We start from the raw sequence: 26970 nt of genomic DNA on the forward strand, positions 1-26970 counted from the left end.
CCGGCGGGCGCGCGAGCACCCGCCGGCCCCACTCCGAGGTCAGCTCCCGTAGGCGGAGACCGGCGGGCAGGAGCAGACCAGGTTGCGGTCGCCCTTGGCACCGTCGATGCGGCGCACCGGGGGCCAGGCCTTCGGCGCGGACGTGCCCACCGGGAACACCGCCACCTCCCGGCTGTACGGGTGGTCCCACTCGCCGGTGACGGCCGCGGCCGTGTGCGGGGCGTTGCGCAGCGGGTTGTCGTCGGCCGGCCACTCGCCCGAGCCGACCCGGTCGATCTCGCCCTTGATCGCGATCATCGCGTCGATGAACCGGTCGATCTCGGCGAGGTCCTCGCTCTCCGTCGGCTCCACCATCAGCGTGCCCGCCACCGGGAACGACATGGTCGGCGCGTGCAGGCCGTAGTCCGCCAGCCGCTTGGCCACGTCGTCCACGGTCACGCCGGTCGCCTTGGTGATGGGTCGCAGGTCCAGGATGCACTCGTGGGCGACGAAGCCGCCTTCGCCCGTGTAGAGGACCGGGAAGTGCTCGTCCAGCCTGCGGGCCACGTAGTTGGCCGCCGCGACCGCGGTCAGGGTCGCCCGGCGCAGGCCGTCGCCGCCCATCATCCGCACGTACGCCCACGAGATCGGCAGGATCGACGCCGAGCCCCAGGGCGCGCCGCTGATCGGGCCCACACCGGTCTCCGGACCGGCCGACGGCTGGAGCGGGTGGTTGGGCAGGAACGGCGCGAGGTGCGACCGCACGCCGATCGGGCCGACACCGGGGCCACCGCCGCCGTGCGGGATGCAGAACGTCTTGTGCAGGTTCAGGTGCGAGACGTCCGAGCCGAACTTGCCGTACCGGGCGAGGCCGATCAGCGCGTTGAGGTTCGCGCCGTCCACGTACACCTGGCCGCCCGCGTCGTGCACCAGGCCGCACACCTCGCGCACGGTGTCCTCGTACACGCCGTGCGTCGACGGGTAGGTGAGCATGATCGCGGCGAGGTCGTCGCGGTGCTCGTGGACCGTGGTCCGCAGGTGGTCCAGGTCGATGTTGCCCTTGTCGTCGCACTTCACCACGACCACGCGCATACCGGCCATGACGGCGGACGCGGCGTTCGTGCCGTGCGCGGACGACGGGATCAGGCACACGTCGCGGTGCGCCTCGTCCCGCGAGCGGTGGTAGGCGCGGATCGCCAGCAGGCCCGCGAACTCGCCCTGGCTGCCCGCGTTCGGCTGCAACGACACCGCGTCGTACCCGGTGACCTCGGCCAGCCACGCCTCCAGGTCTCCGACCACGGACAGCAGGCCCTCGGCGTCCTCGGCGGGCGCGAACGGGTGCAGCTCGGCGAACTCCGGCCAGGTGATCGGCTCCATCTCGGCGGTGGCGTTGAGCTTCATGGTGCACGAGCCGAGCGGGATCATGCTGCGGTCCAGCGCGACGTCCTTGTCCGACAGCCGGCGGAGGTAGCGCAGCAGCGCGGTCTCGGAGCGGTGCGCGTGGAAGACCGGGTGGGTCAGGTAGTCGGTGGTGCGGCGCAGGTCGGCGGGGATGCCGTCGGCGGTGTCCGCGTCCAGGCCGTCGACGTCGGCCACCGTGACGCCGAACGCCTTCCACACCGCGGACAGGTCCTCGCGGGTGGTGGTCTCGTCACAGGCGACGGACACCGTGTCCGCGTCCACCTGCCACAGGTTCACGCCCAGGTCGCGCGCGGTGGCGACGACCTCGGCCGCCCGCCCTTCGACGCGGGCCCGCACGGTGTCGAAGAACTCGCCGTGCACGACCTCCACACCGTTCTCGCACAGCCCGGCGGCCAGCACCGTGGCCATCCGGTGCGCCCGGGTCGCGATCGCCTTGAGCCCCTCGGGGCCGTGGTAGACCGCGTACATCGACGCGATCACCGCCAGCAGGACCTGCGCGGTGCAGATGTTGCTGGTCGCCTTCTCCCGCCGGATGTGCTGCTCGCGCGTCTGCAACGCCAACCGGTAGGCCGGGTTGCCGTCCGCGTCCACGGACACGCCCACCAGGCGCCCCGGCAGCTGCCGCTCCAGTCCCTGCCGCACCGCCATGTAGCCGGCGTGCGGACCGCCGAACCCGACCGGCACCCCGAACCGCTGGGTCGTGCCGACCACGACGTCCACGCCGATCTCGCCGGGCGGGCGCAGCAGCGTCAACGCCAGCAGGTCGGCCGCGACCACCGCCTGCGCACCGGCCGCGTGGATCTCCTCGACCAGCGCCTGCTGGTCCCGCACCACGCCGGACGCGCCGGGGTAGGACAGCAGCACGCCGAAGAAGTCGCCGCCGAGGCCCAGCCCCTCCAGCCCCTGCGACAGGTCGGCCGTGACGACCTCGATGCCCAGCGGCTCGGCGCGGGTCTCGATCACCGCCAGCGTCTGCGGCAGCGTGTCCGCGTCCACCACGAACCGGTTCGACTTGTTCCGCCCGGCCCGGCGGACCAGCGTCATCGCCTCGGCGGCGGCCGTGGACTCGTCCAGCATCGACGCGTTGGCCAGCGCCAGCCCGGTCAGGTCGGACACCGCGGTCTGGAAGTTCAGCAGCGCCTCCAGCCGCCCCTGCGAGATCTCCGGCTGGTACGGCGTGTACGCGGTGTACCAGGCCGGGCTCTCCAGCACGTTGCGGCGGATCACCGGTGGCGTGATGGTGCCGTAGTAGCCGAGGCCGATCATCTGCTTGCGCGGCCGGTTCCGGCCCGCCAGGGCGCGCAGCTCGGCCAGCGCCTCGGTCTCCGTGGCCGGCGCGGGCAGGTCCAGCACCAGGTCGCGCTCCCGGATCGACTCGGGCACCGCCCGCTGGGCCAGTTCCTCCAGCGAGCCGACGCCGATGACGTCGAGGATGCGGGCCAACTCGGCCGGGCGCGGACCGACGTGGCGGTCGGCGAAGGGCGTGCCGTGCTCGAGAGCGGCGAGGGGGATGCGGTCCTGCGACATAGATACGCCTCCGGGGCTACGGACACACTTCTGCCGTTGCCTCCCCCTCTGTCTTCCGCCCGAACCGGGCGCCTGAGAGCTTCACCCGGCCTTTTCGGGACCGGGCTTGCACCGTCGGCGGGGTCGGCGAACCGACCCGCTTTCCAGAGGCGTCTCACCCGCGCGGTCCTTGCGCCTGAGAGGTTCCGGGGAGGATTTGCTCCTTCGGCGCCGAGACCAGGTCTCGGACTCTCCCGCACGGGATAAAGCGACTACCCGCGAATGGTACCCGGCAGGCACTGGAACCCACTCACGGACGCGACACGGATCTCAACACCCCGGACGCACCCGTGCACCGCCGTACCCGCCCGGCCGGCTCACCCGATCGCCCGCGTGCGCCGCCGGCGCGACAACTCGTCGTTCGGCGTCTCGTCGATCTCCAGCCCGTCCGCCCGCTCGGCCGGGAACTCGTGGATCGTCCCGCTGATCTCCCGCATCGCCCCGCTGACCGCGATCCCGAACACCCCCTGCCCGCCCTGGAGCAGGTCCACGACCTCCTCCGGCGAGGTGCACTCGTAGACCGTCGTCCCGTCGCTGAACAACGTGATCCGGGCCAGGTCCTGCACCCCCCGCCGCCGCAGGTGGTCGACCGCCACCCGGATGTTCTGCAACGAGACCCCGGTGTCCAGCAGCCGCTTGACGACCTTGAGGACGAGGATGTCCTTGAACGAGTAGAGCCGCTGACTACCGGAGCCCTGGGCACTCCTTATGGTCGGGTCGACCAGTCCGGTGCGCGCCCAGTAGTCGAGCTGGCGGTAGGTGATGCCGGCGATCTGGCACGCGGCGGGCCCGCGATAGCCGACGAGCTCGTCCGGCAGCGAGGAGTCCGGGAACAGCTCACCCTGTTCACCGGTTCCGGCCCGGATGGGCGCTTCCTCGACCACGCCTGCCTCCCCTCGGTCCGGCCACGACAGCCGGCGACCAACGTGAAGCCGCCTCGGCGCTGAATCACACCGTGGCAATTCACCTGAGTTCGACGGTAAGACCGCCTAGGGGGCAGGTCAACGCGACGCGCTGAGCGTGTCGCACCTAAACCTCAACCTGACGTTGAGAGAGTCGCCCGACGTAAGCCATTCGGGCGACGTTTAGTGATCGTTTAGCCGATCAGCCCTGACGTTGTGTAATCCAATGGTGTGACACCGGGGGGTGGCACGCGGCGCAGATCCACAACGCACCGCAAACACCACGAGGGGCCGCTCCAACTCGCGGCTGGACACCGGCCCCTCGTGGCCACCCCAATGCGATGCGGGGCAGCCTCGGCGCGCCGGCGCACACCAGTCCCTCTGCGTGTCATCCCCGTATGGCCTGCGCGCAGCGAACCGCATGTGTCAAGGGCAGATCGACACCCGCGACCACCGCACCCGCTTCACGATCTGCCCTTGACGCATGTGGTTGTCTTTGACCTGGCCATACGGGGATGACACGCAAACCCACGCCCCAAAGCTCGAAGAGCTTTGCAGGGCTCTTGTGGAGATCCTTGGCGGTCTGCCCGTCCGGCGAGGACGCTCTTCAGACCTCACCCATCCGCGATCCACTCGCCGAGCGCGCAACCGCAGCTCAAAGCCCATCAAACCCAGAACGGCAACAGCACGCGAGCCGCAGCAGCACAACGGCGCGGCTTCCGCCGGGCCCGCCCGACGTACCTCCGCCGAGCCCGCCCTTACGTATCCGCGCCCCGGAAGTCCTCCGGCGACACCGAGTCGAGGAACTCGCGGAACTTCTCCACCTCGTCCTCCTGCTCGTCCGGAATGATCAGCCCGGCCTCGGCCAGCACCGACTCCTCCGCGTGGATCGGCACCCCGATCCGCAGCGCCAGCGCCACCGAGTCACTCGGCCGCGCCGACACCCGCACGTCACCGTCGAACACCAGCTCCGCGAAGTACGTGCCCTCCTGGAGATCCGTGATCCGGACCTGTTCGAGCTGCCGCCCCAACGCCCCGATCACGTCCTTGAGCAGGTCGTGCGTCAACGGACGCGCCGGCCGCACACCCTGCTGCTCCAGGGCGATGGCAGTGGCTTCGACAGAGCCGATCCAGATCGGCAGGTAGCGCTCGCCCTCGGTCTCGCGCAGCAACAGGATCGGCTGGTTGGCGGGCAGTTCCACCCGCACGCCCACGACGCGCATCTCGCTCATCGGGTCTCGCCTCCCTCAGCGCGCTGAAATTCTGGCGTCCCCGCTACGAACGAGGATCCCCCACCTACCCTTTCGACGCTACCCGCCAAGCGGGCCTTGTGCGCAACCGCCCGCGGATCCCGGATCACGATGCGGACACGTGGTCACCTGGGTGAAACGCGGTTACCTGCGACGTCGCGGAGGCCGGCCTTCACCAGCAGTGTGTGCAGCGTTACGGAAAGCGCCGCCAGCTCGCGGACCGCTTCGTCGGCCCTGCCACGCGCGCGCGGGTCGCGCTGCCGGTACAGCGGGGTGACCACCTGCTCCACCAGGCCGACCTCGCGGTCGGCCGCCGCCCGGAACCCGCGCAGCTGACGGGGGTCCAGGCCGTACTCGGCCATGGCTCGCACGGTCGCCGCGACCTGGACCGAATCCTGGTCGTACACACCCGCCCGGATCAGGCCGTTCTGCTCCAGCTCGGCCAGCACCGACGGCTCCAGCCCGGTCCGGACCAGCAGCTCGTCCCGCGTCATCCGGTGCACCGGCCCGCCGAACTGCTCCGCCGCGGGCATCCCCGGCCCGCTCCCGGCAGCCCCAGCAGCTCCAACACCGGCAGCTCCAACACCGGCAGCACTCGCGGAGCCACTACCGGAGGCTCCCCCGGCAACACCCGGAGAAGCCCCGTCCACCGCCCTCAGCGCCCGGACCGGCACCCCGGCGTCCGCCGCGTCCAACTGCTCCCTGATGACCTTCAGCGGCAGGTACCGATCGCGCTGGGCCGCCAGGACGTACCTCAACCGCTCGACGTCCGCCGAGGTGAACTGGCGGTACCCCGAGGCGGTGCGGGCCGGGCGGACCAAGCCCTCCGACTCCAGGAAACGGATCTTGGAGATCGTGACGTCGGGGAATTCCGATCGCAACTGCGCGAGCACCGCGCCGATGCTCGACCCCCCGCGCTGTGGCCGCCCGGCCGCCGTCACTGCGCCCCCTGACCCCCGGCGCCCGGACCGGTCAGGAACACGAGGCGGAACTTGCCGATCTGCACCTCGTCGCCGTTGGCGAGGACCGCCTGGTCGACGGGCTCGCGGTTGACGTAGGTGCCGTTGAGGCTGCCCACGTCGATCACCACGAACTCGCCGCCCTCGCGACGGAACTCGGCGTGCCGGCGGGACACCGTCACGTCGTCGAGGAAGATGTCGCTGTCGGGGTGCCGACCCGCGCTGGTGGTGTCGCGGTCCAGCAGGAACCTCGATCCCGCGTTCGGACCGCGCTTGACCACGAGCAGGGCGGACCCGGAGGGAAGTGCGTCGACGCCGGCGACGGCCGGCTCCTGGGCGGGCGCCTCGGCGCCCTCGACCTCGGCGAGGAAGTCGGCCCGGAAAACGGAGGTCCGCTCCGGGGACTGCTCGGGCGGAACGCCTGGCCCGTCGTTCGTGCTCACCTGAGCTCTCCTCCTGCTGCTGGAACCGTCGAGACCGCTAGAACCTATCGTGCCCGAACCCTGGTCTGAGGAGCGGCTCCCCCACCGACCGAAGAGCCGCCGGAAGATCGACGTCACTCCGAGGCCGCCAGCTCCTGGTACGCGGCGGCGTCGAGCAGGTCGTCGACCGCGGTGGGGTCGGTCAACCGCAGCTCCACCATCCACCCCTCGCCGTACGGGTCGGTGTTGACCAGGTCGGGCTGCTGGTCCAGCGCGTCGTTGCGGGTGACGACCTCGCCCGCGAGCGGCGCGTAGATGTCGGACACGCTCTTCGTGGACTCCACCTCACCAAGCGTCTGACCTGCGCTCACCTGCTCACCGAGCTCCGGGAGCTGGACGAACACGACGTCACCAAGTTGTTCTTGGGCGTAGTCGGTGATGCCGACGCGCACGGTGTCCTCACCGGTGCGCAGCACCCACTCATGTTCCTCGGTGTACTTGAGCTCCTCGGGAATCACCGCGGTGTGCTCCTTCATGACGGTGGATCTTCGCTGCCGGATCTTCCCACGACCGGTTCAGACCGGCGCGACCCCCGGCGGTCTCCGTAGTGCGAGGAAGAACTGGTAGACGTACAAGGCCCCGGACCACAGGTACAGCGCGCCGCCCCACACCATGAACGCGTAGGCGACCGGGCGGGCGATCTGCGCGGCGGTCGACGTGCCCTGCGCGAGCAGCAGCATGGGGAACGCGTACAGCAGGTTGAACGTGGCGCCCTTGCCCAGGTAGCTGACCTCGAACGGCCCGTACCCGCGGGCGCGCAGCACCGGCAGGCACGCGCCGACCACGATCTCGCGGCTCACCAGCACCACCGCCACCCACAGCGGGACGATGTCGCGCACCACGAACGCCACCAGGGTGGCCAGGATGTACAGCCGGTCGGCGGCCGGGTCGAGCAGCGCGCCGAGCTTGCTCATCTGGTTCAGCCAGCGCGCGACCTTGCCGTCCAGCCAGTCCGACAGCCCGGCCGCGATCAGCACGACCAGCGCCCAGCCGTCGGCGTGCGGACCGAGCAGCAGGTACAGGAACAGCGGCACGCCGAGCAGGCGCAGCACGCTGAGCGCGTTCGGGATGGTGAGCAGCCGGTCGGCGGGATCCTGCACAACCGGGAACTGTAGAGGCTGCCGTCCCCCGTGTCGGGAGGAGCCGACGAACACCGCGCTTCCGGCTCGAATCCGTCGTCCGGGAAATCCCGACGAACCCTCGCCTGGTTGCCGTGCGTAAGCAGGGCAAACCATTCAGTCACACGGCAGTGCCCGGATCAACGATCTCCACGAAACTTTTTCACGGGGATCGAGGAACTCTCACCGAATCGACGAACCTCGGGACTCGGGGGATCCGACGCGTCACGCGCGGGGAGCCCGAGCGTTCGCCCCGGGTCGACCCCCCTTTTCAGTGGGATCGGGTGCGGCTCCAGCCGCGGCGCTGCAACTGCTCGCCGCTGAGGGCCTGCGGGCGACCGCGGTCGTCCACGCCCACCCAGCGGGCGCGGAAACCTTCGAGCACGTAGGCGTGGCCCTTGCTCCAGACCACGCTGCACGGGGCGGTGGGCAGCGATCCCGCGCCGCTGGAGCCGGCGCGCGCCGCCCTGCGCTTCGCGGGCTCGGACTCGGTTTCCGTTCCGGTGCTCATCGTCAATCCCCTCCATGTAGGGAGTCGCCTGCGGCCTTCGCGGCGTTATCCCCCGCTCAGGATTCTGCGCGAACTGTGGCGTCCGCCACCTCCGATCAGCGGCAGGTCTCGTTTATCGGGCGGTTCGGTCGCCGAGTTGCGCGAGAACCTTCCCCTGAGGTGTAGCCGGCGACCCCGTGTCCAAACCGTTCACCGTGCGCCACCGGCCGCACGCCGAACGCGCGATTACACTGGTACTGATCAAGGCGCCATCTGCCCGCTTGTGGTGCCCGGAAGGGCTCCGTACGGTGGGTGGCGCAGCGGTTGAGCCAACAGCCGCGCCGGGGAAGCTCCGGCTTACGGGCCATGAAGTGCCGCCACGCTGCGTTTTTACGTGCTCGGCGCGTCCGCACGCCTGGGCTTCCCTCCCCAGAGGTACCAGGTGAAGAGGAGACCCTCGTGACGGTTCAGGATCCGAACGTCGTGGCGACGAGCGGAGCCGGGTCCGCCTCGGAGAACGCGCGGACCGGGCAGGTCGTCCGCTCGGTCGAGAGCCCCGCCGACGGCGTCACCGTGGTGGCCGCCACCGGGGAGATCGACATGCTGACCGCGCCCGAGCTGCGGGCGGACGTGCTGAGCAGGCTGGACGACGGCAGCACGCTGGTGCTGGACCTCTCCGGCGTCAGCTTCCTCGGCTCGGCCGGCCTCGCGGTGCTGGTGGAGGCCTCCCAGCACGCGAAGCGCCGGGGCACGGCGTTCCGCGTGGTGGCGGTGAAGCGGGCGGTGATCCGACCGCTGGCGGCGACCGGTCTGGGCGAGGTGTTCAGCGTGTACGGCTCGGTGGCGGAGGCACTGGCGGCGGACGGCGGCGGTTCGTCGGTGGGCTAGCGTGCGTCACCAGGTCGACGACCTGGTCGATGCCCGCGGCGACGAGCGCGGTGAGCACGGAACCCTCGTCCGGGGCGCGCACCACCACCCGGTTGTCCGCCGCGGCGGCCGCCTCGGCCACCGCGCGCAGGCTGCGCACCAGCCCCTCGTTGCGGTCCCCCAGGCCGCGCAGGTCCACCACGATCGGCACGGTCCCACCGCGAGCGGCGGTGAGGATGCGGCGCCGGACGGCGGGCCCCGCGCGGACCGGGACGTCGCCGACCACCACGACCTCCACCCACCCGTCGTGCGCGGAGACCAGGACCTGATCGGTCGGTGCATGGGTGGGAATGCCCCGCGCGGCGTGCCGTGGCGCGAACACGAGGGTGACGCTCGTCCCGGTGGGCGTGCGCTCGACGTGCACCTCGTCCACGTTCTCCCGCATGAGCAGCAGGCCGCGGCCCCGGTCGGACAGCTCGACCGGCGGCACGCGCCAGCGGCCGTCGTCGGCCACCCGGACGCTCACCCTGCCGTCCGGGCGCACCTCGCCCTCGATGCGCACGACACCGGGGTCGTTGTCCTGGTACGCGTGCTCGACGGCATTGCTCACGGCCTCGTTGACCGCGATGATCAGGTCGTACCGGTCGTCTTCGGACACCCCCAGTTCGAGCAACCACGTGTCCAGTCGCGATCGGACCACCGCGAGCCGCCCGGCGTCCGCCGGGATCTCCACTCGCCAGTGGTGGTCCGCGAGTCGATCGGTCAAGAGGCCCTCCCCATGGCGCACCAACCAGTCTTCCCGGCACGGGCGGGCCTTACACGTGTGAGGTTGGATCAGTTCGGGTATCGATAGCTTCAGCACCAGCGAAACAGGAACGGACGATGAGGTGAGCGTGTCGCACACGGAGCCGCTGAGCGGCGAGTCGGATGACCCCTTGGCCGGGGTGGAACTGCGGATGGCCGCCGACCCCACGCAGTTGTCGATCGTCCGGGCGGTGGCGGCGGACATCGCCATGCGCCAGGACTTCGACCTCGACTCGATCGAGGACTTGAAGCTGGCGGTGGACGAGGCGTGCTCCACGCTTATCTCGCTGGCCGCCCCGAGCACCGTGCTGAGCGCGCGGTTCATCGTGGTGAACGGGGCCGTCCAGGTATTCACCGCGGTCGGGTCGAAGCGTTCGGCGCCGCCGGACCGGGACAGCTTCGGCTGGCGGGTGCTCAGCGCCCTGGTGGACTCGGTGACCACGTGGGTGGCACCCCGGTCGGATGCCTACGAAGTGCACATCGACCTCGTCAAGCGTTCGCAGGGGACCGCGTGACGGCATCCGAAAACGGGGGCACCACTCGTTCGCAGGGGGACTACGACCACCTGGCGCCGCTGTTCGTCCGGCTGGCCGCGACGGCCGAGGGCGACCCCCAGCGGGAGCGGCTGCGCGACGAGCTGGTCACCGAGCACCTGCCGGTGGCGCGGCACATCGCCCGCCGGTTCGGCCACCGCGGCGAGCCCTACGACGACCTGGTGCAGGTGGCGACGGTCGGCCTGATCAACGCGGTCGACCGGTTCGATCCGGAGCGGGGCAGCGACTTCCTGTCGTTCGCCGTGCCGACGATCATGGGCGAGGTGCGGAAGTACTTCCGCGACTCCAGCTGGTCGGTGCGGATGCCGCGCCGGCTCAAGGAGCTGCACCTGGCCATCAACGCCGGGTCGGCCCGGCTGTCGCAGCAGCTGGGGCGGGCTCCCACGCCCTCGGAGCTGGCCGAGCACCTGGGGTTGTCGCGCGACGAGATCCACGAGGGCCTCGCGGCGGGCAACGCCTACCACAGCGCGTCGCTGGACGACCTGCTGGTGGCCGACGACAGCTCCATCTCGCTGGGCAGCACGCTGGGCGAGGAGGACCCCGAGCTGGAGGCGATCGAGCAGCGGGAGGCACTGCACCCGCTGCTGGAGAAGCTGCCCGAGCGGGAGCGCAAGATCGTCGTCATGCGGTTCTTCGGGAACATGACGCAGACTCAGATCGCGCAGAAGGTCGGCATCTCGCAGATGCACGTGTCACGGCTGCTGGCCAAGACGCTGCGGCAGTTGCGTGACGGGCTGACCGAGTAGGCGTGGCTTCGTGGAGGCCTGACCGCGCGGTGGTCGGGCTGACCGGCCGCGCGCGACGGGTTCCTGGTCGCGCGCGGCTTTCTGCTGTCCGGGCCTGCCTGCGCCCGGTGTGGAAAGGCCTCGGACTGCTCGCAATCGCAGTCCGGGGCCTGTTCGCTTCGAACGCTCCGCTTCTTCGCTTCGAACGCTCCGCTTCGACCGCTCCGGTCGCACCGTGCGCCCGGACACTCCGGGCGGCTGGTGGCTGCCAACGCTTGTCGCTTCGAGCGCCTGGTCCGCCGAGGGGGTTTCGGCCGCCGGGTGCACGTGGTCGGGTGTCAGGCGGCGACTCGACGGCGTGCCGCGGCGATGATGCGCCGCCGCTCGTCCTCGCCCATGCCGCCCCAGACGCCGTAGGGCTCCTGGACGGCCAGGGCGTGCTCACGGCACTGGAGCAGCACCGGGCAGCGCCCGCACAGCTGCTTGGCACGCTCCTCGCGTGCCGCGCGGGCGGAGCCGCGCTCGTTGTCCGGGTGGAAGAAGACGGCACTGTCCCGGCCCCGGCAGAGGCCTTCCTTCTGCCAGTCCCAGACATCGGTCACGGGCTTGGGCAGGCGTGCGGTGCTGGTCATTTCGGACGTACCCCCTGCTGGAGTCGGTTCAGTCGCTGATCACTGCGTACCCCGGCGGATGGGGCGGACAAACGTGTCGGAACCCAATCGGGTTACCCCGGCTCACCCGGCTCACGCTCCGGGTTCTCCCGGGCCGGCCGCCCGTCCGACGCCCCGCCTTCCCGCTGCTCACGGGGCGTCGTGCGGCGGTCTGCGGCGCTCCGGTGCCCGACCGGGTCGACGCCTTCCTCCGGCGGGTCCACGCCGGGTTGGTCCCCGTCCGACTGCCCGACCTCGCCGAGGGGTCGCTCGTCGAGGTCGGTCATCGCGCGCGCCCGTCGATCTGCGGGGCGACCTCGCGGACCCAGAACTCGAAGAACTCGTCCTGGAGGGGACCGATCTGCTGCACGTACACCTCGTCGTAGCCCGCGTCGGCGTACTCCCGCACGGCCTTGACGTACGGCTCCGGGTCGGGGCCGACCGGCAGCGGGGCCTGCGCCACCATCTCCTTGGTGACCAGGGTCGACGCCTGCTCGAAGTGCCGCGGCGTGGGCAGCACCTGGGCGAGTTCGCCGGGCAGGTGCTCGTTGGGCCACAGCCGGTGTGCCGTCTCGACGCCCTCGTCGGCGGTCGGGGCGTAGCACACCTTGAAGCCCGCCTGGGTGGGCTTGCCGTGGCCGCCGGTCTCGTGGAACTTGTTGACCAGCGACTCGTCCGGCATGGTGCTGCACAGGCCGTCGCCGATCCGCCCGGCCAGCGTGGCGGCCTTCGGGCCGAACGCGGAGACGTAGATCGGCACCGGCTCGTCGGGCAGCGTGTAGATCCGCGCGTTCTCGACGGTGTAGTGCTTGCCGCGGTGCTCGACGTCCTCGCCGGTGTGCAGCTTGCGGATCACCTCGACGGCCTCCTCCAGCATCTCCAGCCTGCGCGGCGCGGAGGGCCAGGGGTCGCCGAGGATGTGCTCGTTGAGGGCCTCGCCCGAGCCGACGCCGAGCACGAACCGGCCTTCGAGCTGCACGGCGGCGGTGGCGGCGGCCTGGGCGATGACGGCCGGGTGGATGCGTACCGTGGGACACGTGACGCCGGTGGTGACGGGCAGGGTCGTCGCCTCGGACAGCGCGCCGATCACCGACCACACGAACGGGCTCTCGCCCTGTTCGTCGTTCCACGGGTGGTAGTGGTCGGAGATCCACAGCCGTTCGAAACCGGCGTCCTGCGCCCGGCGGGCCTGCCGGACGAGTTCACGTGGTCCGTGCTCCTCGCACGACAGGAAGTAACCGATGCTGACCATGGGCGTCGGTTACCCGCGCAGGGCCTCCTGAACCTCGGTGCGGACGGCTCCGCGCACCACGTCCCACGCGTTCGGGCACGCCTTCGGCGGTGGCTTTCACCTGGTCGAATGACGGCGGCCCGGGCAGCGGTCCGTCCCGGATCGGAGCACCGGCACACCGGGTGCCCGGGAGGTCACAGCGGTAGCAGCATCCGACCGCCGAGCAGCAGCGCGCCGATGGTGACCACGGCGAACAGCAGCACCCAGAGCAGGCCCGGCACGCGGGTGATCCGGGCCAGCTGGTCGGCGTCGGAGTGCGGTGCCCGCCCGCGCAGCCGGCGGCTCTGCAGCTCCCCCACCGGCCGCACCCCGCCCAGCAGCAGGAACCACGCCACGAACAGCGCGAACGCCGCCTGCCACTCCGCCGTGGCGTACCAGGACACGGCGAACATCACCGCGCCGGTCAGCACCACCGACAGCACGCCGAACAGGTTGCGGATCATGATCAGCATCCCGGCCAGCAGCACCACCGTCGCCCACAGCAGCGGGCGCACCTGCTCGGCGGTGACCAGCGCCGCCGCACCGAGGCCGAGCAGCGACGGGGTCACGTACCCGGCGACGTACATGAGCACCACGGCGAGTCCGGTCGGCCTGCCGCGCGACACGGTCACGCCGGACGTGTCCGCGTTCAGCTTGATGCCCTCCAGCCGGCGGCCGGTGAGCAGCGCGACCAGGGCGTGGCCGCCCTCGTGCGCGATGGTGATCGTGTTGCGGCTGAACCGCCAGATACCGGGACTGGCCACCAGGACCAGGGCGAGCACGGCGGGCGCCCACTGCGTGAGTGTCGACATCGCCGTCCAGGATGCCAGGCTTGACCTGGAGCGCGGTCCAGCATCCAGGCTCAGGGCCGTGAAACCACAGCACATCGGTTCTCTCCGGGTCAGCGCCCTGTGCCTGGGCACGCTGCCGTTCGGCAAGCACGTGGACGAGCGGACGTCGTTCGCGATCCTCGACCGGTTCGTCGCGGCCGGCGGGACCTTCCTGGACACCGCGAACAACTACGTGTTCTGGGACGGCGGCACGGGCGACGAGAGCGAGGAGACCATCGGCCGCTGGCTGGCCGCGCGCGGCAACCGGGACGACGTGGTCATCGCGACCAAGCTGGGGGCCCGGCCGCGCACGCCGGGCGCGGGCCTGGAGGACGCGGAGGGCCTGTCCGGCGCGACCGTGCGCCGTGCCGCCGAGGACAGCCTGAAGCGGCTGGGCACGGACCGGATCGACCTGTACTACAGCCACGTCGAGGACCGGTCGGTTCCGCTGGAGGACACCCTGGGCGGGTTCGCCGCACTCGTGGAGGCCGGGGCGGTCCGTGAGATCGGGGCGAGCAACCACGCCACCTGGCGGCTGGAGCGGGCACGTGCCGTGTCACGGGCGAACGGCTGGCCGCTGTACACGGCCGTGCAGCAGCGGTACAGCTACCTGCGACCCCGGCCGCACGTGAAGCTGCCCGAGTGGGCGCACGTGCACATGACCGAGGAGCTGTTCGACTACGCGAAGACCGAGGGCGACGTGGCGCTGCTGGCGTACTCGCCGCTGCTGTCCGGCGCGTACCGGGACAAGCCGTTGGGCGAGGGCTACCACCACCCCGGCACCACGCGGCGGCTGGCCGTGCTGCACGAGATCGCGGCGGAGCTGGGCGCGACGGTGAACCAGGTGGTGCTGGCCTGGCTGGTGCGGCAGGGCGTCACGCCGATCGTGGGTGCCAGTTCGGTGGCCCAGCTGGACGAGTCGCTCGGTGCGTTCGACCTGGAACTCGACGACGACCAGGTCGCCCGCCTGGACGGGGCCGCGTAGCGGAAGGCGACCGCACGACGGGAAGGGGCGCACAGCGAGAGGAGGGGCACCGTCCGCAGTGGACGGTGCCCCTCCTCGTCGGCTTTGTCGGTCGACCTGTCAGCGGTAGTGGCGCGCCTTCTGCTGCTCGGCGATGGCCGGGTCGATCGGCTGGACCGGCCGCGGCGACACGGTCGGGTCCGCGGACTCGACGCGCGCGTCGTGCGGCCGGTCGGTGTGCTCGTCGAGCGGCCGGTCGGTGCGCCCGTCGTGCGCCCGGACGCCCTGGTCGGGCAACGCTTCCCGGTCGCGCTGGACCGGCATCTCCCGATCGCGGATGCTCTCGTCGCGAACCGGCTCGGCGACCGGTTCCACCTCCTGCTCCGGCACGACGACCTTCCGCCGCGCGGGCAGCACGGCGATCAGCAGGCCGACCGCCGCCAGACCGAGGTGCAGCCAGTTGTCGGCGATGTTGAGCGCCAACGGGTTCCCGAGCCGCTCGATCGGGTTCGCCGCCACCACACCGGTCAGCATCAGGCCCCACACCAGCACGGCGCCGTAGACCAGGAACACGATCCAGCCGTACAGCCGGGCCAGGCCCGAGCCGGTGGCCATCAGCAGACCCAGCACGCCGAACGCCAGGTGGATCACGTTGTGGAGCGGGTTGACCGCGAAGCCGAGCAGCATCGAGTGCTGTTCGCCCGCGAAGTCGCCGAACCCGGTACGCACGAAGCCGGCGATGCCGGCGACGAGGAACGCCAAGCCGAGCAGGCCGGCCAGCACCTGGGCGGGCTGGAGTCCCGCGACCTTGACGCGACCGACGGTCGAGTGGGTCATCACGCCCTCCCACGAGGACAGCGGGAGCCCGCCAGCCGGGCTCCGGACGACCCTCGACTACCCGACCGCCGGGAAGGGCAAACCACGGGTGGAAGCGGGCGCACGGACCCGCCCCCGACCGGACAGGAGTCACCACCTCGCCGTGCCGAGGTTTCGTCCCGACCCACCCCATGAAGGCCGGGGCGTCGCGTCGCGGGATATACCGCGCGATTCATCGACAAATTGCGCAATAGGACTGCGGCAATAGCGGACAACACGGCCGGCAGAGGCCGGACGACCGCCTGCGGGCAACCTAAGCGCAGGTCAGCAGCGGAAGGACTGCTTCACGAAGCACACACGTCGCCGCGCCGGTCCACTCGGTCTCATTGCCATTCACGAAGCTCCTCCTTTCCTGTGGCTGCCAAGACTATGTCTCCCGCAACGGGCTGCCGTCAAAGCATTAACCGAATTGAAGGCCGTTGCCCGGCCGGGCGCGGTGATCGGTGGGGCGCACCCGGATGCCGGCGTCGAGTTGATCGTCCACCAGGGCCGGGCGGTCACCGCGGTCGACCGCTCACGAGGGCCGATCGATCACCACGGCCGATCGCTCACGAGGGCCGATCATCAGCACGGCCGATCGCTCACGAGGGCCGATCATCAGCACGGCCGATCGGTCACCGGGCGGCTGGGTCGATCACCGGGGCGGATCGGGCCACGGGTTGGGGGTGCACCACTTGCCGTCCGGCGCGACCGCGATCCCCTGGTCGCTGCCCGCGATGATGGTCGCCAACTCGTCGTTGCCGGTGCTCAGCGTCTGCTGCATCATCACCGGCGCGGGTCCGCCGTCCTCCGGGCAGGGCTCGTGCCCGAAGCCCAGGAAGTGCCCGACCTCGTGGTTGACGGCATATGCCTGATAGCCCCTGAGGTCGTCCCCGAAGGCGTAGGCGCCCCGGAACCACCGCGCCGCACTGACGTACACGGTCGCGCCCACCCGGCACGAGGTGTCGTACGGCAGCTCGAAGCCGCACAGCGCGCGGGCGGTCTCCTGCGCGGCCAGCCTGACCCGGAAATCCGGCTCCTCGCGATCCACCCGCCGGAACGCGAACCGCCCGCCGCTGGTCCAGCCGCGCGGGTGGGCCAGCGCGTGGCCCACCCGCGCGGCGAAGGCGTCGTCGCCCTGGGGTAGGGCGACCCCCGCTTCCACCTCCACCGCGTAGGTCCGCACCGTTCCGGTCCCCACGGTGCGGGTCGTGCCCGGCACGGTCCGCCAGGTGCCGGTCCCGCGTTGCGGGAACGGCTCGCCCGGCGGCAGTTCGGCACTGGACCGGCGGAGGCCGGGCGGCGGCTCGGGCGGGTCGGCCGGCCGGGTCGCCGCGCCGGCGTCGGCGGGGGTCCGCCCGTGGGCGACGACCTCCCACGACGCCATGCGCGCGTCCAGCGCCATCACCGTCGCGGCGGCCAGGCAGATGCCGACCAGGTAGTGCGGCAGGCGCGTGCGGGCTCCACCGGACGGCGGGCGCCGCCGGGCAGGGTGTCTCATGAGCGCTCCGCCGCGGGCCGCGCCGGCGCGCCGTCCTCCAGCAGGACCGGGGCGGCGGACCCACCGTCGACCGACACCACGAGCTGGCCGTCGACCGGCGCGGCGGGCCGGCCGTCCACCGAGACGACGAGCCGACCGTCACCCGACCCGGCCGGCTCGTCCTCCCCCGACGCAGCCGACGCCGCCGACGCCGCCGGCTGCGCCGCACCCGACCCCACCGACCCGCCGTCGCCGGGCTCGCCTTCGACCGACTCCACCGACCGGCCACCGACCGACCCGGCCGACCCGGCCGACCCGGCCGACCGGTCGTCGGTCGAACCCACCGGCGTGTCGCCGACCGATCCGACCGGCAGGCCGTCGACCGGCTGATCACCCACCGGCTCGCCACCCGCCGCTCGGGCACCGACCGCTTGGGCAACCACCGGCTGATCACCCACCGGTCGACCGCCGGCAGACCGGTCGTCGTCCGCTGTGGCGGACTGGTCGTCGGCCGGCGTGGGGATCGGACCGGAGGCGTCCCGGGGCAGCGGGACGTCGAGTTCCGCGCACCACCGGTCGAGCAGCTTCCGGCGCTCCACCAGGTCCGCCAGGACGGCCTGCGCCTCGGCCGTCGCGCTGCCGACGATCTCCCGCGCCATCCGGTCCGCCTCGGCCAGCCGCCGCTGGGTCTCCTGCTCGGTCTCGTCCAGCAGCACCGCCTGCCGCTCGGCGTACTGGTCGGCCTGCCGCAGGAGGGCCTCGCTGCGCTCCCGCGCTTCCTGCTCCTCCTTCTCCGCCTTCTGCCGCGCGACGTGCATCAGGTAGCGGATCGCACCGGAGACGGTGTTCTCCTTCGAGTAGCCCGCGTGCAGCATCCGGTACTCGCTGAGCTCGGACCGGGCGGCGTCGAGCTCCCGGTTGACGTCCTCCGCGGTCTCGATGGCCGCGTCCCGGTCGGTGCGCAGCAGCTCCAGCTGGTCGGTGAGGTGTTTGATCGCCGCGTCCACCTCACGCCGGTCGTAGCCGTTCCACTGCCGGTTGAAGTGCGGCCGCGCGCCCGGCTCGGGATCTCCGCTGGTCATGTCGTTGCCCTCCTGCCACTCGCGACGGCACTGCTCCGGTCAGGCCCGCTCGGTCGTCGCCGGTTACAGCCCGGCCGTGTCGTAGCGGCAGGCCGCGTTCCACAGCAGGAACGACGGCGCGCCCGCGTCGGCCGACGCCTTCACCTGCGACTGCACCTCGGCCGGTCCGTACGAGTGCGCCATGGAGAAGGCCTGGAGCCACGGGATGACCGTCGCCCCGGTGTCCTTGGTCAGGTTCATGAAGTCCGCGACCGAGGCGCGCACGATGTCGTAGGGCTTGCCCTCCGGGTGGTCCACGCCGTACTCGCCGGGCCCCCAGTGCGACGGGTAGACCATCGGCGCGACGTAGTCCACGTACGGCGACATGGCCGGGATGTCCTGGGCGATGTCCGTGCCGCTGTGCGCGGCGATGCCGAACACCGAGGCACCGAGGTACGCGCCGAGCGGGCGCACGGCGTCCCGCGAGTCCCGCAGGAAGTCCACGATGGACTGCTCGGGGCTGACCGCCAGGCCGGCGAACAGCATCTGCCCCATCGGGCCGTCCGGTCGGCGCACGTAGTCGTACAGGATGTCGTCGAAGCCCAGGGTGACCGCCTCCTTGGCGATCGCGATGTTGTACTCGCGGACCTCGGTGTTGGCGAAGTTGGTGAACGCGTACTCGCCGTAGTGCCCGGTCCACGGGGCACCGCCCTGGTTGCGGACGACCCGGTCCTGCGCGCCGGACTGCCAGGACGCCTTGCCCAGCACCGGGTCGCGGAACGCCACCAGCCGGCCGACCACCCGCAGCCCGAGCTTGTGCAGCTCGTCCACGGTCGCCTTGGCGTCGTAGTAGTTGCGGTTGGCGCCGATCTCCCGGGCCAGCGGCACCTGCGAGTCGTAGCCGATCTCGCCGCTCTCGTCCTTGACGTCGAGCTGCACGGTGTCGATCCGGCCTTCGCGGGCCAGCGCCAGCACCGGGTCGCGCAGTTCGGGGGTGGCCCAGGCGGTGGCGCTCATGTGCACCGCGCGCATGCCGGGGTGCGGCACCTTCACCGCGACGTCGTGGTGGCCGGCGTTGCCCGCGGCGTCGTTGGCCTGGAGCCGGAGCCGGGTGGGCACGGAGGACAGCGACGCCTCGAACCGGCCGTCCTTGACCTGCACCTCCTGGTCGCCGACGAGGACGGTGGACGCCCCGTCGGCGGTGCCGCGCACGGTCAGCGGACCGCGCGGCGACTTGGCCTCCACGTGGTCGACGGACACCTTCGGCGGGGTGTTGTCCACGGTGAAGCGGCGCTCCAGCAGCACGTCGGGCAGCCAGGGCAGCGGGTTGGCGGCCCGGACCGTCAGGGTGTGCGGCCCCTCGGCCAACTCGGGAGCGGCCAGCGTCATCCCATTTTCACCCTTTTGTGTTTCGATTGAGCGACCATCCACCGTGACTGTCACCCGTTCGAGTTCACGGGGGTCTGCGGTAGTAATGGAAACGCGCTTGAAACCCGATTGGGTGACAATCGTCCCGTCGGCCAGCTCACCCACCGCGAGCCCGATGGACCGGCTCTGGACGAAAGTCGCGGCCACCCCCGCGACCAGCAGCAACGCCAGCACGGCGGCCACCGGTATCAAAACGCGCTTCACCTTGGCCGGCTTATCCGTCATCGTGGACTCCGATCTGCTAACCACTACCCAATGCGGCATGTACCTCGCCGGCGATCGGGCAAACCCGAATTCGTCCAAATGTGTCACACAGCGGGCAATCGCGTCGGACCGGCGTACCTTGCCGACCGTGAACAACACTGTGGTGTCACCGAAGCTGAGCCTCGCCGCCGCCGTCGCGCTCGTCGCGGCCACGTGCGCCTGCGCCGACGCTCCCGCGCAGCAGCCGGCCGCCACCCCGGCGGCGGGTTCCGCGGTGTCCGCGACGCTCGCGGCCTCGTCCGCCCCGCCCGACCCGGCCGCCGTGCGCGCGAACGAACTGGGGCAGGTGCCGATCCTGATGTACCACCGGCTGGTGGCGCAGCCGACGTCGGTCTACGACCGGACGCCGGAGGGGTTCCGCGCCGAGCTGGAACGGCTGGCCGCCGAGGACTACGTGCCGGTGACGACCGCCGAGTACGCGTCCGGCCGCATCGACATCCCGGCGGGCAAACACCCTGTGGTGCTCACCTTCGACGACGGCGACCCGACCCAGTTCGCGCTGGACGGCGCGGGGCAGCCGGTGCCCGGCACCGCGATCGCCATCCTGCGCGAGGTGGCCGAGCGGCACCCCGGCTTCCGGCCGGTGGCGAGCCTGTACGTCAACGCGGCGCCGTTCGGGTCGCCGGACGGCACCGGTGTGCTGCCCTGGCTGCGCGACAACGGCTTCGAGATCGGCAACCACACCCAGTACCACACCAACCTCGGCGCGGCGTCGGACCAGGAGGTGCAGCAGGCGATCGCATCGGGCAACCGGGAGATCGTCCAGGCCGTGCCCGGCTACCAGGTGTCCAGCCTCGCGCTGCCGTTCGGCGCGATCCCCGGCAACACCGCGCTGGCGATGCGCGGCGCGTCCGACGGCATGTCCTACGAGTACTCGTGCGTCCTGCTGGTCGGCTCGAACCCGGCCCCGTCGCCGTACGCCGCCGACTTCGACCCGCTCAACACGCCGCGCATCCGGTCCCAGGACGCGAGCGGGGAGGACTCCGCCTTCGGTTCCGCGGTGTGGCTGGACAAGCTGGCCGCCGCCCCGCAGACCCGCTACACCTCCGACGGGGTGCCCGACCGGGTCTCCTACCCCGCGGCGGGCGGCAACGCGCCGGCCCAGCGGTTCGCCGACCGGGCACTCGCGTACTGATCCGGTGGTACCCGTTCTCCGACCTGCTTTAACGGCCCGTGAGCGGATTCCACCCGGTATGGGAGACATCGGCATGACACGGGTGACGTGCGGGCACTCCCAGGTGGAAGCCGGGTTGGCAGCCGCGAGGAGAGTGGGCACCATGGACCGCAACATCGATTGGGAGCCGTTCATCGAGTCGCTGCACGAGGCCGCCGGTCTCTGGGACCGCGGGCTGGCGTGGTGCGCCGAGCCCCCCGACCTCGGCACCGCCGAGGAGGAGTTGGGCGACCAGGCGCCCCGCCGGGTCGTGCCGATCACCGCGGCCGAGGCCGAGCACCTGATGACCGCCGTGGCGTTCCTGGCCCGCAGGCTGAGCGTCGCCGCCGAGTCGGTCGTGTACACCACCGCCGAGTCCCGCCTGGAGCAGGACGACGGCGACCCGGACGAGCAGGCCGACGTGCTGTCCCTGACCGCGCTGCAAGCCCAGGCCATGCGGCACGCCGCCGACCTGGCCAGCGAGGTCTACCGGCGCTGCGCCTGAGCACCGGGACCGCGTGCCACGCCTGCGCACCGGTCCCGGGCACTGCGTCTGCGCGCCGGTCCCGAGCGTTCGCGCATCGGCCCGAGCACCGGCAGGTCGAGGGGATCCCGCACCGCGGGATCCCTTGACCTCCAGTTAAGTCGAACTCCTACGGTCGCGTCCACAACCGACCAGAGGGGGACGACAGGATGCGCGCCATCCGTCAGCACGAGTTCGGCCCGGCCGAGACGCTGCGCTACGAGGAGACACCCGACCCGGTCCCGCGAACGGGCCAGGTGCGGGTCACCGTCCGGGCCGCCGGGGTGCACCTGCTGGACACCTCGCTGCGCCGGGGTGAGGCCGGGGGGCCGTTCCCGTTGCCCGACCTGCCCATGACGCCGGGGCGGGAGGTCGCCGGGGTGGTGAGCGCACTCGGGGACGGCGTCGACCCGGCTTGGCTGGGCAGGCGGGTCGTCGGGCACCTCGGCGCGGCGCACGGCGGCTACGCCGAACTCGCCGTCGCGAACGTCGCCTCGCTGCACGAGCTGCCCGACCACGTCTCCGACGAGTCGGCGGTCGCCATGATCGGCACCGGGCGCACCAGCCGCGGCGTGCTGAACGTCGCCGAGCTGACCGGCGACGACGTGGTGCTGGTCCCGGCGGCGGCCGGTGGGCTCGGCGCGCTGCTCGTCCAGGAGGCCAGGGCGGTCGGCGCGAAGGTGGTCGGCGCGGTCAGCACCGGCAAGCTGGACGTGGTGCGGGAGCTCGGGGCCGACCTGGTGGTGGACTACACCCGCGACGACTGGGCGGACCGGGTGCGGGACGGGTTCGGCGAGGTGAGCGTGGTGCTCGACGGCGTCGGCGGCGTTCCGGGGCGGCAGGCGCTGGAACTGCTCGGGATCGGCGGTCGGATCGTGCTGTTCGGCTGGTCGTCCGGCGAGCCGACCCGGATCGAGACCGCCGACCTGTACTCGCGCGGCCTGACCGCGTCCGTGGCGGTGGGCCCGAGGATCCTCAAGAGGATGAACCTGCGGGAGCTGGAGACGTCGGCGCTCAAGGCCCTCGCGGACGGGCGGTTGGTGCCGCTGACCACGTCGTTCCCGCTGGCGGACGCGGCCGGGGCGCACACCGCGCTGGAGAACCGGGCGACCACCGGCAAGGTCGTGCTCAAGCCCTGATCCCGGCCGACCGCCGGGCGACACCGCGAAACCGGCCGACTGGTGGCGCAACACCGCGAAACCGGCCGACCGCTCAACGGCACCGCGAGCCCGGCTGATCGGTGGCAACACCGTGCGCCCCGCCCGAAGGCGGGGCGCACGGCCTCCCCGGTCAACCTGCGAGCTTCAGACCCGGACGGTGACGATGTGGTCGCCGTCGAAGTCGCGGATCTCCACGGCCGCCACGTCCTCCGGCGCGACCAGCGCCGAGCCGTCCAGGTTGGTGCCCTCCTTCTCGCCGAGCGCCGACACCAGCCAGCTGCCGGCTTCCTGCCGCGTGCCGTCCTTGGCGACCACGACGAGCTTGCACTTCTCGTTCTTCGCGATGCCCGCCACGGCCGCGTTCACCCGCACCCACCCGGCGGCGGGCCTGATCTGCACGGTCATCCGCGCGCCGGTCTCCGGGTCGACCCCGGTCGCGACCACGGTCCTCGGGTCGACCGTCGGCGTCACCACCGCCCCGACATCGGTCGGCGCGGTGCTCCGGCCGACCGCGAAGCCGCCACCCAGCACGACCGCCACGACGGCCGCCGCGACCAGCCCCAGCCCGACCCGCCGGCGCCGCACCTGACCGCCGCGCTCCGCGCGCACCCGCCGCAACGTCCGCTGCAACACCAGGTCCCCGCCCTCGGGCGGCCCGTCCAGCAGCATCTCGGGCGGCACGTCACCCATGGCGTCTTCCACGGCCCGAAGCCCGGCCAACTCGGTGCGGCACTGCGGGCAGGCCACCAGGTGCTCCTCCACCGCGCGCACCTCCTGCTCCTCCAGAACGCCCAGTACGTAGGCGCCCAGTAGCTGTGGATCGTGGTTCGTGGTCATCCGGCCACCCCCTTCAGCGCGACCTGTTGTCCGACGAACGTCTCCCGCAGGGCCCGCAACGCGTAGTGCGATCTCGATTTGACCGTGCCGGGCGGCACGCCCAACGCCTGGGCCGCCTCGGTCACCGTCCGGCCGCGGAAGTAGATCTCCACCAGCACGTCGCGGTGGTCCGACGACAGCCGGTCGAGCGCCTCCAGCACCACGACCGAGTTCACCACCGAGTCCGCGTGGTCCCGCTCCACCGGCGGCGTCGCGGGCGTCTCCGCCACCTCCCGGGGCCGCGCCGCCCGCGCCCTGATCCGGTCGGTGACGATGTTGCGCGTCACCGTGAGCAGCCAGCCGCGCACCGAGCCCCTGCCGTTGACCAGGGCGTCCGGGTGTCGCCACGCGCGCACCAGGGTTTCCTGGACGACGTCCTCCGCCGCCGCGCGGTCCCCGGTGAGCCTGGTGGCGTAGGCGAGCAGCGCCCGGCCGTGCTCCTCGTAGAGCGACCGGATCAGCGCCTCGTCGGCTGCGGTCTCCCGTTTCCGGGACCACAAAGCCGCCATCCACCCCACTCCTCTCGTCAACTCCCCCACCGCAGACACGGCTCCCGGCCGGCTCCGGTTCAAAGCGGGGCGAAAAAAGTCGGCCGGAGGGGCGGCCGGGGTGGCGACTGCCGACTACGAGCAGGTCCCGCCCTGGTTGAGGCACGCCGCGATCCGCGCCATCAGCGCGTCCGGCATGACGTTGACGAACATCGCGTGGTCGGTGCGCGGGTCGCGGTTCTGCTCCGGGAAGCTGTCCAGCGCGAACGGCCGTCCGGACGGCACGTCGTAGGCCACCCGGACCCGCAGCCGCGGGATCGGGAACGTGCCCTGCGGGCAGGCGCCGTTGGCGGCCGGGAACGCGGTGTGCGCGCGGTGCGAGGCGCTGTCGGTGTTGCGGCCGTCCCAGCAGCTCGGGAAGTCGTAGGTGCGCAGCACTCGGCGGCCGTCCCCGCACATCGGGTACCGGTCGGTGTGCCGGTCCTCGTACCCGGTGCAGCTCCACTTCGCGGTGCCGCTGCCGGACGTCAGCGCGGCCGGGTCACCGGTGATCATGCGCAGGAACCGGGGCATCGGCACGACCTTGCCGACCGGGCTGCCGGTGAACGAGACCGCCACGGTGGCCGGTGCGAGCACCTCGCCGGTGTTGCCGTGCGCGCCGCCGCCGGGGGCGTGCGCGTCGTGGCCGCCGCGGTCGGTCAGCCGCAGCACGGGCCAGTAGTAGGTGGACAGGTCGCCGCCCGCGCAGGTGGTCGGCGCGGCGGCGAGCGACTGGTCGGTGCTGGTGTGGTCGGTGCTCACGTTGCCCACGTATTCGTGGGTGTGGTGCGCGCCGAACGGCTTGCCCGGCGCGATCACCATGTTGTCGGCGTTGAGGTGCCTGGTCTCGTTGCGGCCGCAGTCGACGGTGAACGTGCCGGTCGACGCGCCTTCGCCGACGGCCACCGCGTCCGCCGGGACCGGTACCTCGTCGATGGCCACGAACCGCTCGTCGGCGTCGCACCCGGCGAGGAGGACGACGAGAAGCAGTGGGAGCAACCGCGTCACGGGCACAAGCTTGCCATTCCCGGTGCGGCGCAGGTGCATCCGTCCGGGCTCGGCGCGGTGAACGTGCGGTGCGCGGGCCACCCGGCGGCGGCCAGGGTGCTTGTCCTAGTTCTGCCTGTCCTGGTTCCGCCTGTGCTCGTTCTGCGCCTCGGGGTCCGGTCAGGCTGCGCGCCGGGTGCCCAGCGGGGACGGGTTGCGGCGGGGACGGTTCATCGGGGACGACCTCTCGTTGCAGGTGGGCACCCCTGACACGGACCCCTCGGGCGATCGGTTCAACGGGGTCCGGCACAGCTGCGGAACCCGGTTGCCCACCGCCGACCGGGTGATTCCCGCTCTTCGGCGGGCCGCCGACCACCGACCCTAGGTAGAGTTAGACCATGGTTGCGGCGCGGAAGGGTCCGAAGATGACGTTGCCCACCCAGTTGGTGCTGGGTGTGCTGTTGGAAGACCCGGCCCTGGAGCGGTACGGGTTGGAGATCGGTCAGGTCGCCGGGTTGCCCAGCGGGACGGTGCACCCGATCCTCGCCCGGCTGGAGCAGTGCGGGTGGGTGCGGAGCCGGTGGGAGGACGCCGATCCCCGTGAGCGCGGTCGGCCGCGGCGCCGGTACTACCGGGTTGATCCGGACAGCATCGCGGTGGCCCGGGCGGCGATGGCACGGGCTCGGGGTGCCGTCGGGCGGCTCGGCCTGTTGCGACCTCACGCGGCAGGTGGCATATGACTCGGCGGGATCGGTTGGCGCGCATCAGGTTGCTGGCCCACGACCTCGAAGCCGTGCTGGACGGCAAGCTCGACCGGATACTGGACCGCAAGCTCGCGCACCACCTCGCACTGGAACTGCGGCGGGCGTTGGAGCGCAATAAGGACGTGCGGCTGCGCGAAGTCTACGAACGGGTGCTGTGGCTGGAGTTCGCGGTGGAGCGGAATTACCTCGCCACGGCCAGCTTCGAGCCCATGGTGGCCGCCGCCCGGATCATCCGGCTGGAGCTGGAGCCCCATCCGGACAGCCGGTTGCTGGGCCTCGCGGTAGCGGTGCTGCCGCCGAGTCACCAGGCCCGCTACCAGGAGGAGTTCCGCGCGGAGCTGGCCGACCTGCCGCCGTCCCGGCGGGTTCCGCACGCCTTGCGACTGCTGAGCCGGTCGTGGACGTTGCGCCGCGCGTTGCAGGTGGTCGGGCGATGACCGTCGAGCTGCCGTGGCGCCGGTTCCGGCACACCCCCGTTCCCGAGTACCGGTCCATCTTCGTCGTGGACATCGCCGGGTTCGGCAGGTGGTCCAACCCGCTCCAGATCGTGGCGCGGGACGTGCTGACCAACGCCGTGCGGGATGCGTTCCGGGTCGCGGGCATCCGCTGGAACGACCTCGGCGTGCAGGACCGGGGTGACGGCATGATGGTGCTCATCCCCGGCCAAGTGTCCAAAGTGGACATACTCGACCCGTTCCTGCCGCGGCTCACCGCCCGGCTCCGGCGGCACAACGAGACCGCCGCGCCACGCATCCGGGTCCGGCTCAGCCTGCACGCGGGCGAGGTGCACCGGGACGCGCACGGCTGGGTCGGCAGCGACCTGAACACCGCGTGCCGGCTCGCCGACGCCGATCCGGTGCGCGCGAAGCTGGCCGGTGACGCCGTGCTGGTCGTCTCGGACGTGCTCTACCAGAGCGTGGTCCGGCACGGGTACCGCCGGGTCGACCCGGCCGCGTTCAGCCGGGTCGAGATCGCGGAGAAGGAAGTCCGCGCACCGGCGTGGGTCGCGCAGATGTCCTGACGGCGCACGCAGAGTCCATTGTGGACAGCAACACCGGCA

Annotated in this window: 30 protein-coding genes and 1 riboswitch; of the genes, 10 read left to right on the forward strand and 20 right to left on the reverse strand. The window is 71.7% G+C overall.

Going from position 1 to position 26970, the window contains the following annotated elements; genetic code table 11:
- Positions 1-39: 39 nt before the first annotated feature.
- From gcvP to FHS29_RS28870, 8 genes are all read right to left on the reverse strand, one after another.
- Positions 40-2928, reverse strand: a complete 2889-nt coding sequence (gene gcvP, locus FHS29_RS28835; RefSeq protein ID WP_184695931.1) for an aminomethyl-transferring glycine dehydrogenase — start codon at positions 2926-2928, stop codon at positions 40-42.
- Positions 2929-3081: 153 nt separating this feature from the next.
- A riboswitch (glycine riboswitch) is annotated at positions 3082-3174 on the reverse strand.
- A gap of 110 nt (positions 3175-3284) precedes the next feature.
- The gene (locus FHS29_RS28840; protein ID WP_184695933.1) at positions 3285-3851 is read right to left on the reverse strand and encodes a MerR family transcriptional regulator; all 567 of its coding nucleotides are present in this window, start codon (positions 3849-3851) and stop codon (positions 3285-3287) included.
- 776 nt (positions 3852-4627) lie between these two features.
- Positions 4628-5101: a bifunctional nuclease family protein gene (locus FHS29_RS28845; protein WP_033427967.1), complete on the reverse strand. Its 474-nt coding sequence runs from the start codon at positions 5099-5101 to the stop codon at positions 4628-4630.
- Between the two features lie 143 nt (positions 5102-5244).
- Complete coding sequence (gene ftsR, locus FHS29_RS28850; RefSeq protein ID WP_184695935.1) at positions 5245-6060, reverse strand: transcriptional regulator FtsR; 816 nt, start codon at positions 6058-6060, stop codon at positions 5245-5247.
- Positions 6057-6521: a glycogen accumulation regulator GarA gene (gene garA / locus FHS29_RS28855; RefSeq protein ID WP_184695937.1), complete on the reverse strand. Its 465-nt coding sequence runs from the start codon at positions 6519-6521 to the stop codon at positions 6057-6059. Before garA ends, ftsR begins: the two co-directional genes overlap by 4 nt.
- Positions 6522-6634: 113 nt before the next feature.
- Complete coding sequence (gcvH, locus tag FHS29_RS28860; protein ID WP_184695939.1) at positions 6635-7036, reverse strand: glycine cleavage system protein GcvH; 402 nt, start codon at positions 7034-7036, stop codon at positions 6635-6637.
- Positions 7037-7075: 39 nt separating this feature from the next.
- Positions 7076-7660, reverse strand: coding sequence for a cardiolipin synthase ClsA (clsA, locus tag FHS29_RS28865; RefSeq protein WP_184695941.1), 585 nt, complete (start codon positions 7658-7660; stop codon positions 7076-7078).
- 289 nt (positions 7661-7949) lie between these two features.
- Positions 7950-8189 carry a hypothetical protein gene (locus FHS29_RS28870; RefSeq protein ID WP_184695943.1) on the reverse strand — a complete coding sequence of 80 codons (240 nt, stop codon included), beginning with the start codon at positions 8187-8189 and terminating at the stop codon, positions 7950-7952.
- 438 nt (positions 8190-8627) lie between these two features.
- Between FHS29_RS28870 and FHS29_RS37860 the strand changes: the two genes are divergently transcribed.
- A complete protein-coding gene (locus FHS29_RS37860; protein WP_184695945.1) occupies positions 8628-9056 on the forward strand; it encodes an STAS domain-containing protein in 429 nt (142 codons plus the stop codon).
- On the opposite strand, the gene FHS29_RS28880 is transcribed toward FHS29_RS37860, so the two are convergent.
- Positions 8992-9801 (reverse strand): ATP-binding protein, encoded by an 810-nt coding sequence (locus tag FHS29_RS28880; RefSeq protein WP_184695947.1) that lies wholly within the window; start codon positions 9799-9801, stop codon positions 8992-8994. The two genes, FHS29_RS37860 and FHS29_RS28880, sit on opposite strands and share 65 nt — an antisense overlap.
- A 127-nt stretch (positions 9802-9928) precedes the next feature.
- On the opposite strand from FHS29_RS28880, the gene FHS29_RS28885 reads away from it, so the two are divergent.
- Both FHS29_RS28885 and FHS29_RS28890 read left to right on the forward strand, forming a co-directional pair.
- Positions 9929-10354: an ATP-binding protein gene (locus tag FHS29_RS28885; RefSeq protein ID WP_312865143.1), complete on the forward strand. Its 426-nt coding sequence runs from the start codon at positions 9929-9931 to the stop codon at positions 10352-10354.
- Positions 10351-11139, forward strand: coding sequence for a SigB/SigF/SigG family RNA polymerase sigma factor (locus FHS29_RS28890; RefSeq protein WP_184695950.1), 789 nt, complete (start codon positions 10351-10353; stop codon positions 11137-11139). The genes FHS29_RS28885 and FHS29_RS28890 overlap by 4 nt, the downstream gene beginning before the upstream one ends.
- Positions 11140-11456: 317 nt before the next feature.
- On the opposite strand, the gene FHS29_RS28895 is transcribed toward FHS29_RS28890, so the two are convergent.
- The 4 genes from FHS29_RS28895 to FHS29_RS28910 all read right to left on the reverse strand — a co-directional run bounded on the left by FHS29_RS28895 (position 11457) and on the right by FHS29_RS28910 (position 13850).
- Positions 11457-11750 carry a WhiB family transcriptional regulator gene (locus FHS29_RS28895; RefSeq protein WP_184695952.1) on the reverse strand — a complete coding sequence of 98 codons (294 nt, stop codon included), beginning with the start codon at positions 11748-11750 and terminating at the stop codon, positions 11457-11459.
- Between the two features lie 92 nt (positions 11751-11842).
- Positions 11843-12055: a hypothetical protein gene (locus FHS29_RS28900; protein ID WP_184695954.1), complete on the reverse strand. Its 213-nt coding sequence runs from the start codon at positions 12053-12055 to the stop codon at positions 11843-11845.
- Positions 12052-13020 carry a TIGR03557 family F420-dependent LLM class oxidoreductase gene (locus tag FHS29_RS28905; RefSeq protein WP_184695956.1) on the reverse strand — a complete coding sequence of 323 codons (969 nt, stop codon included), beginning with the start codon at positions 13018-13020 and terminating at the stop codon, positions 12052-12054. The genes FHS29_RS28900 and FHS29_RS28905 overlap by 4 nt, the downstream gene beginning before the upstream one ends.
- Before the next feature lie 173 nt (positions 13021-13193).
- Complete coding sequence (locus FHS29_RS28910; RefSeq protein WP_184695957.1) at positions 13194-13850, reverse strand: M50 family metallopeptidase; 657 nt, start codon at positions 13848-13850, stop codon at positions 13194-13196.
- A 58-nt stretch (positions 13851-13908) separates the two neighbouring features.
- On the opposite strand from FHS29_RS28910, the gene FHS29_RS28915 reads away from it, so the two are divergent.
- Positions 13909-14853 carry an aldo/keto reductase gene (locus FHS29_RS28915; protein ID WP_312865144.1) on the forward strand — a complete coding sequence of 315 codons (945 nt, stop codon included), beginning with the start codon at positions 13909-13911 and terminating at the stop codon, positions 14851-14853.
- A gap of 99 nt (positions 14854-14952) precedes the next feature.
- Here the strand turns inward: FHS29_RS28915 and FHS29_RS28920 are convergent, their stop codons facing one another.
- From FHS29_RS28920 to FHS29_RS28935, 4 genes are all read right to left on the reverse strand, one after another.
- A complete protein-coding gene (locus FHS29_RS28920; RefSeq protein ID WP_184695962.1) occupies positions 14953-15669 on the reverse strand; it encodes a DUF4383 domain-containing protein in 717 nt (238 codons plus the stop codon).
- 673 nt (positions 15670-16342) lie between these two features.
- Complete coding sequence (locus FHS29_RS28925) at positions 16343-17188, reverse strand: DUF3152 domain-containing protein (RefSeq protein WP_184695964.1); 846 nt, start codon at positions 17186-17188, stop codon at positions 16343-16345.
- Positions 17185-18249 carry a DivIVA domain-containing protein gene (locus tag FHS29_RS28930; protein ID WP_184695966.1) on the reverse strand — a complete coding sequence of 355 codons (1065 nt, stop codon included), beginning with the start codon at positions 18247-18249 and terminating at the stop codon, positions 17185-17187. The genes FHS29_RS28925 and FHS29_RS28930 overlap by 4 nt, the downstream gene beginning before the upstream one ends.
- Before the next feature lie 63 nt (positions 18250-18312).
- On the reverse strand, positions 18313-19617 hold the full coding sequence (locus FHS29_RS28935; RefSeq protein ID WP_246440933.1) for a putative glycoside hydrolase: 1305 nt from the start codon (positions 19615-19617) through the stop codon (positions 18313-18315).
- Between the two features lie 391 nt (positions 19618-20008).
- Between FHS29_RS28935 and FHS29_RS28940 the strand changes: the two genes are divergently transcribed.
- From FHS29_RS28940 to FHS29_RS28950, 3 genes are all read left to right on the forward strand, one after another.
- On the forward strand, positions 20009-21055 hold the full coding sequence (locus FHS29_RS28940; protein WP_312865145.1) for a polysaccharide deacetylase family protein: 1047 nt from the start codon (positions 20009-20011) through the stop codon (positions 21053-21055).
- Between the two features lie 142 nt (positions 21056-21197).
- A complete protein-coding gene (locus FHS29_RS28945; RefSeq protein ID WP_184695972.1) occupies positions 21198-21578 on the forward strand; it encodes a hypothetical protein in 381 nt (126 codons plus the stop codon).
- Positions 21579-21766: 188 nt separating this feature from the next.
- Positions 21767-22735, forward strand: a complete 969-nt coding sequence (locus tag FHS29_RS28950; protein ID WP_184695975.1) for a zinc-binding dehydrogenase — start codon at positions 21767-21769, stop codon at positions 22733-22735.
- A gap of 165 nt (positions 22736-22900) precedes the next feature.
- Here the strand turns inward: FHS29_RS28950 and FHS29_RS28955 are convergent, their stop codons facing one another.
- The 3 genes from FHS29_RS28955 to FHS29_RS28965 form a co-directional block, all read right to left on the reverse strand.
- The gene (locus FHS29_RS28955; protein WP_184695977.1) at positions 22901-23593 is read right to left on the reverse strand and encodes an anti-sigma factor family protein; all 693 of its coding nucleotides are present in this window, start codon (positions 23591-23593) and stop codon (positions 22901-22903) included.
- Complete coding sequence (locus FHS29_RS28960; RefSeq protein WP_184695979.1) at positions 23590-24141, reverse strand: sigma-70 family RNA polymerase sigma factor; 552 nt, start codon at positions 24139-24141, stop codon at positions 23590-23592. Before FHS29_RS28960 ends, FHS29_RS28955 begins: the two co-directional genes overlap by 4 nt.
- Before the next feature lie 114 nt (positions 24142-24255).
- Positions 24256-25167, reverse strand: a complete 912-nt coding sequence (locus tag FHS29_RS28965; protein WP_312865146.1) for a DUF1996 domain-containing protein — start codon at positions 25165-25167, stop codon at positions 24256-24258.
- A gap of 404 nt (positions 25168-25571) precedes the next feature.
- Here FHS29_RS28965 and FHS29_RS28970 point away from each other — a divergent pair, with 404 nt between their 5' ends.
- The 3 genes from FHS29_RS28970 to FHS29_RS28980 are packed head-to-tail and all read left to right on the forward strand — an operon-like array spanning position 25572 to position 26931.
- Positions 25572-25886, forward strand: coding sequence for a PadR family transcriptional regulator (locus tag FHS29_RS28970; RefSeq protein WP_184695984.1), 315 nt, complete (start codon positions 25572-25574; stop codon positions 25884-25886).
- The gene (locus FHS29_RS28975) at positions 25883-26347 is read left to right on the forward strand and encodes a hypothetical protein (protein ID WP_184695986.1); all 465 of its coding nucleotides are present in this window, start codon (positions 25883-25885) and stop codon (positions 26345-26347) included. Before FHS29_RS28970 ends, FHS29_RS28975 begins: the two co-directional genes overlap by 4 nt.
- Entirely contained in the window at positions 26344-26931 is a 588-nt protein-coding gene (locus tag FHS29_RS28980) for a nucleotidyl cyclase domain-containing protein (protein WP_184695988.1), read from the forward strand. Before FHS29_RS28975 ends, FHS29_RS28980 begins: the two co-directional genes overlap by 4 nt.
- Positions 26932-26970: the final 39 nt, after the last annotated feature.

Source organism: Saccharothrix tamanrassetensis (assembly GCF_014203665.1).
Lineage (GTDB): Bacteria > Actinomycetota > Actinomycetes > Mycobacteriales > Pseudonocardiaceae > Actinosynnema > Actinosynnema tamanrassetense.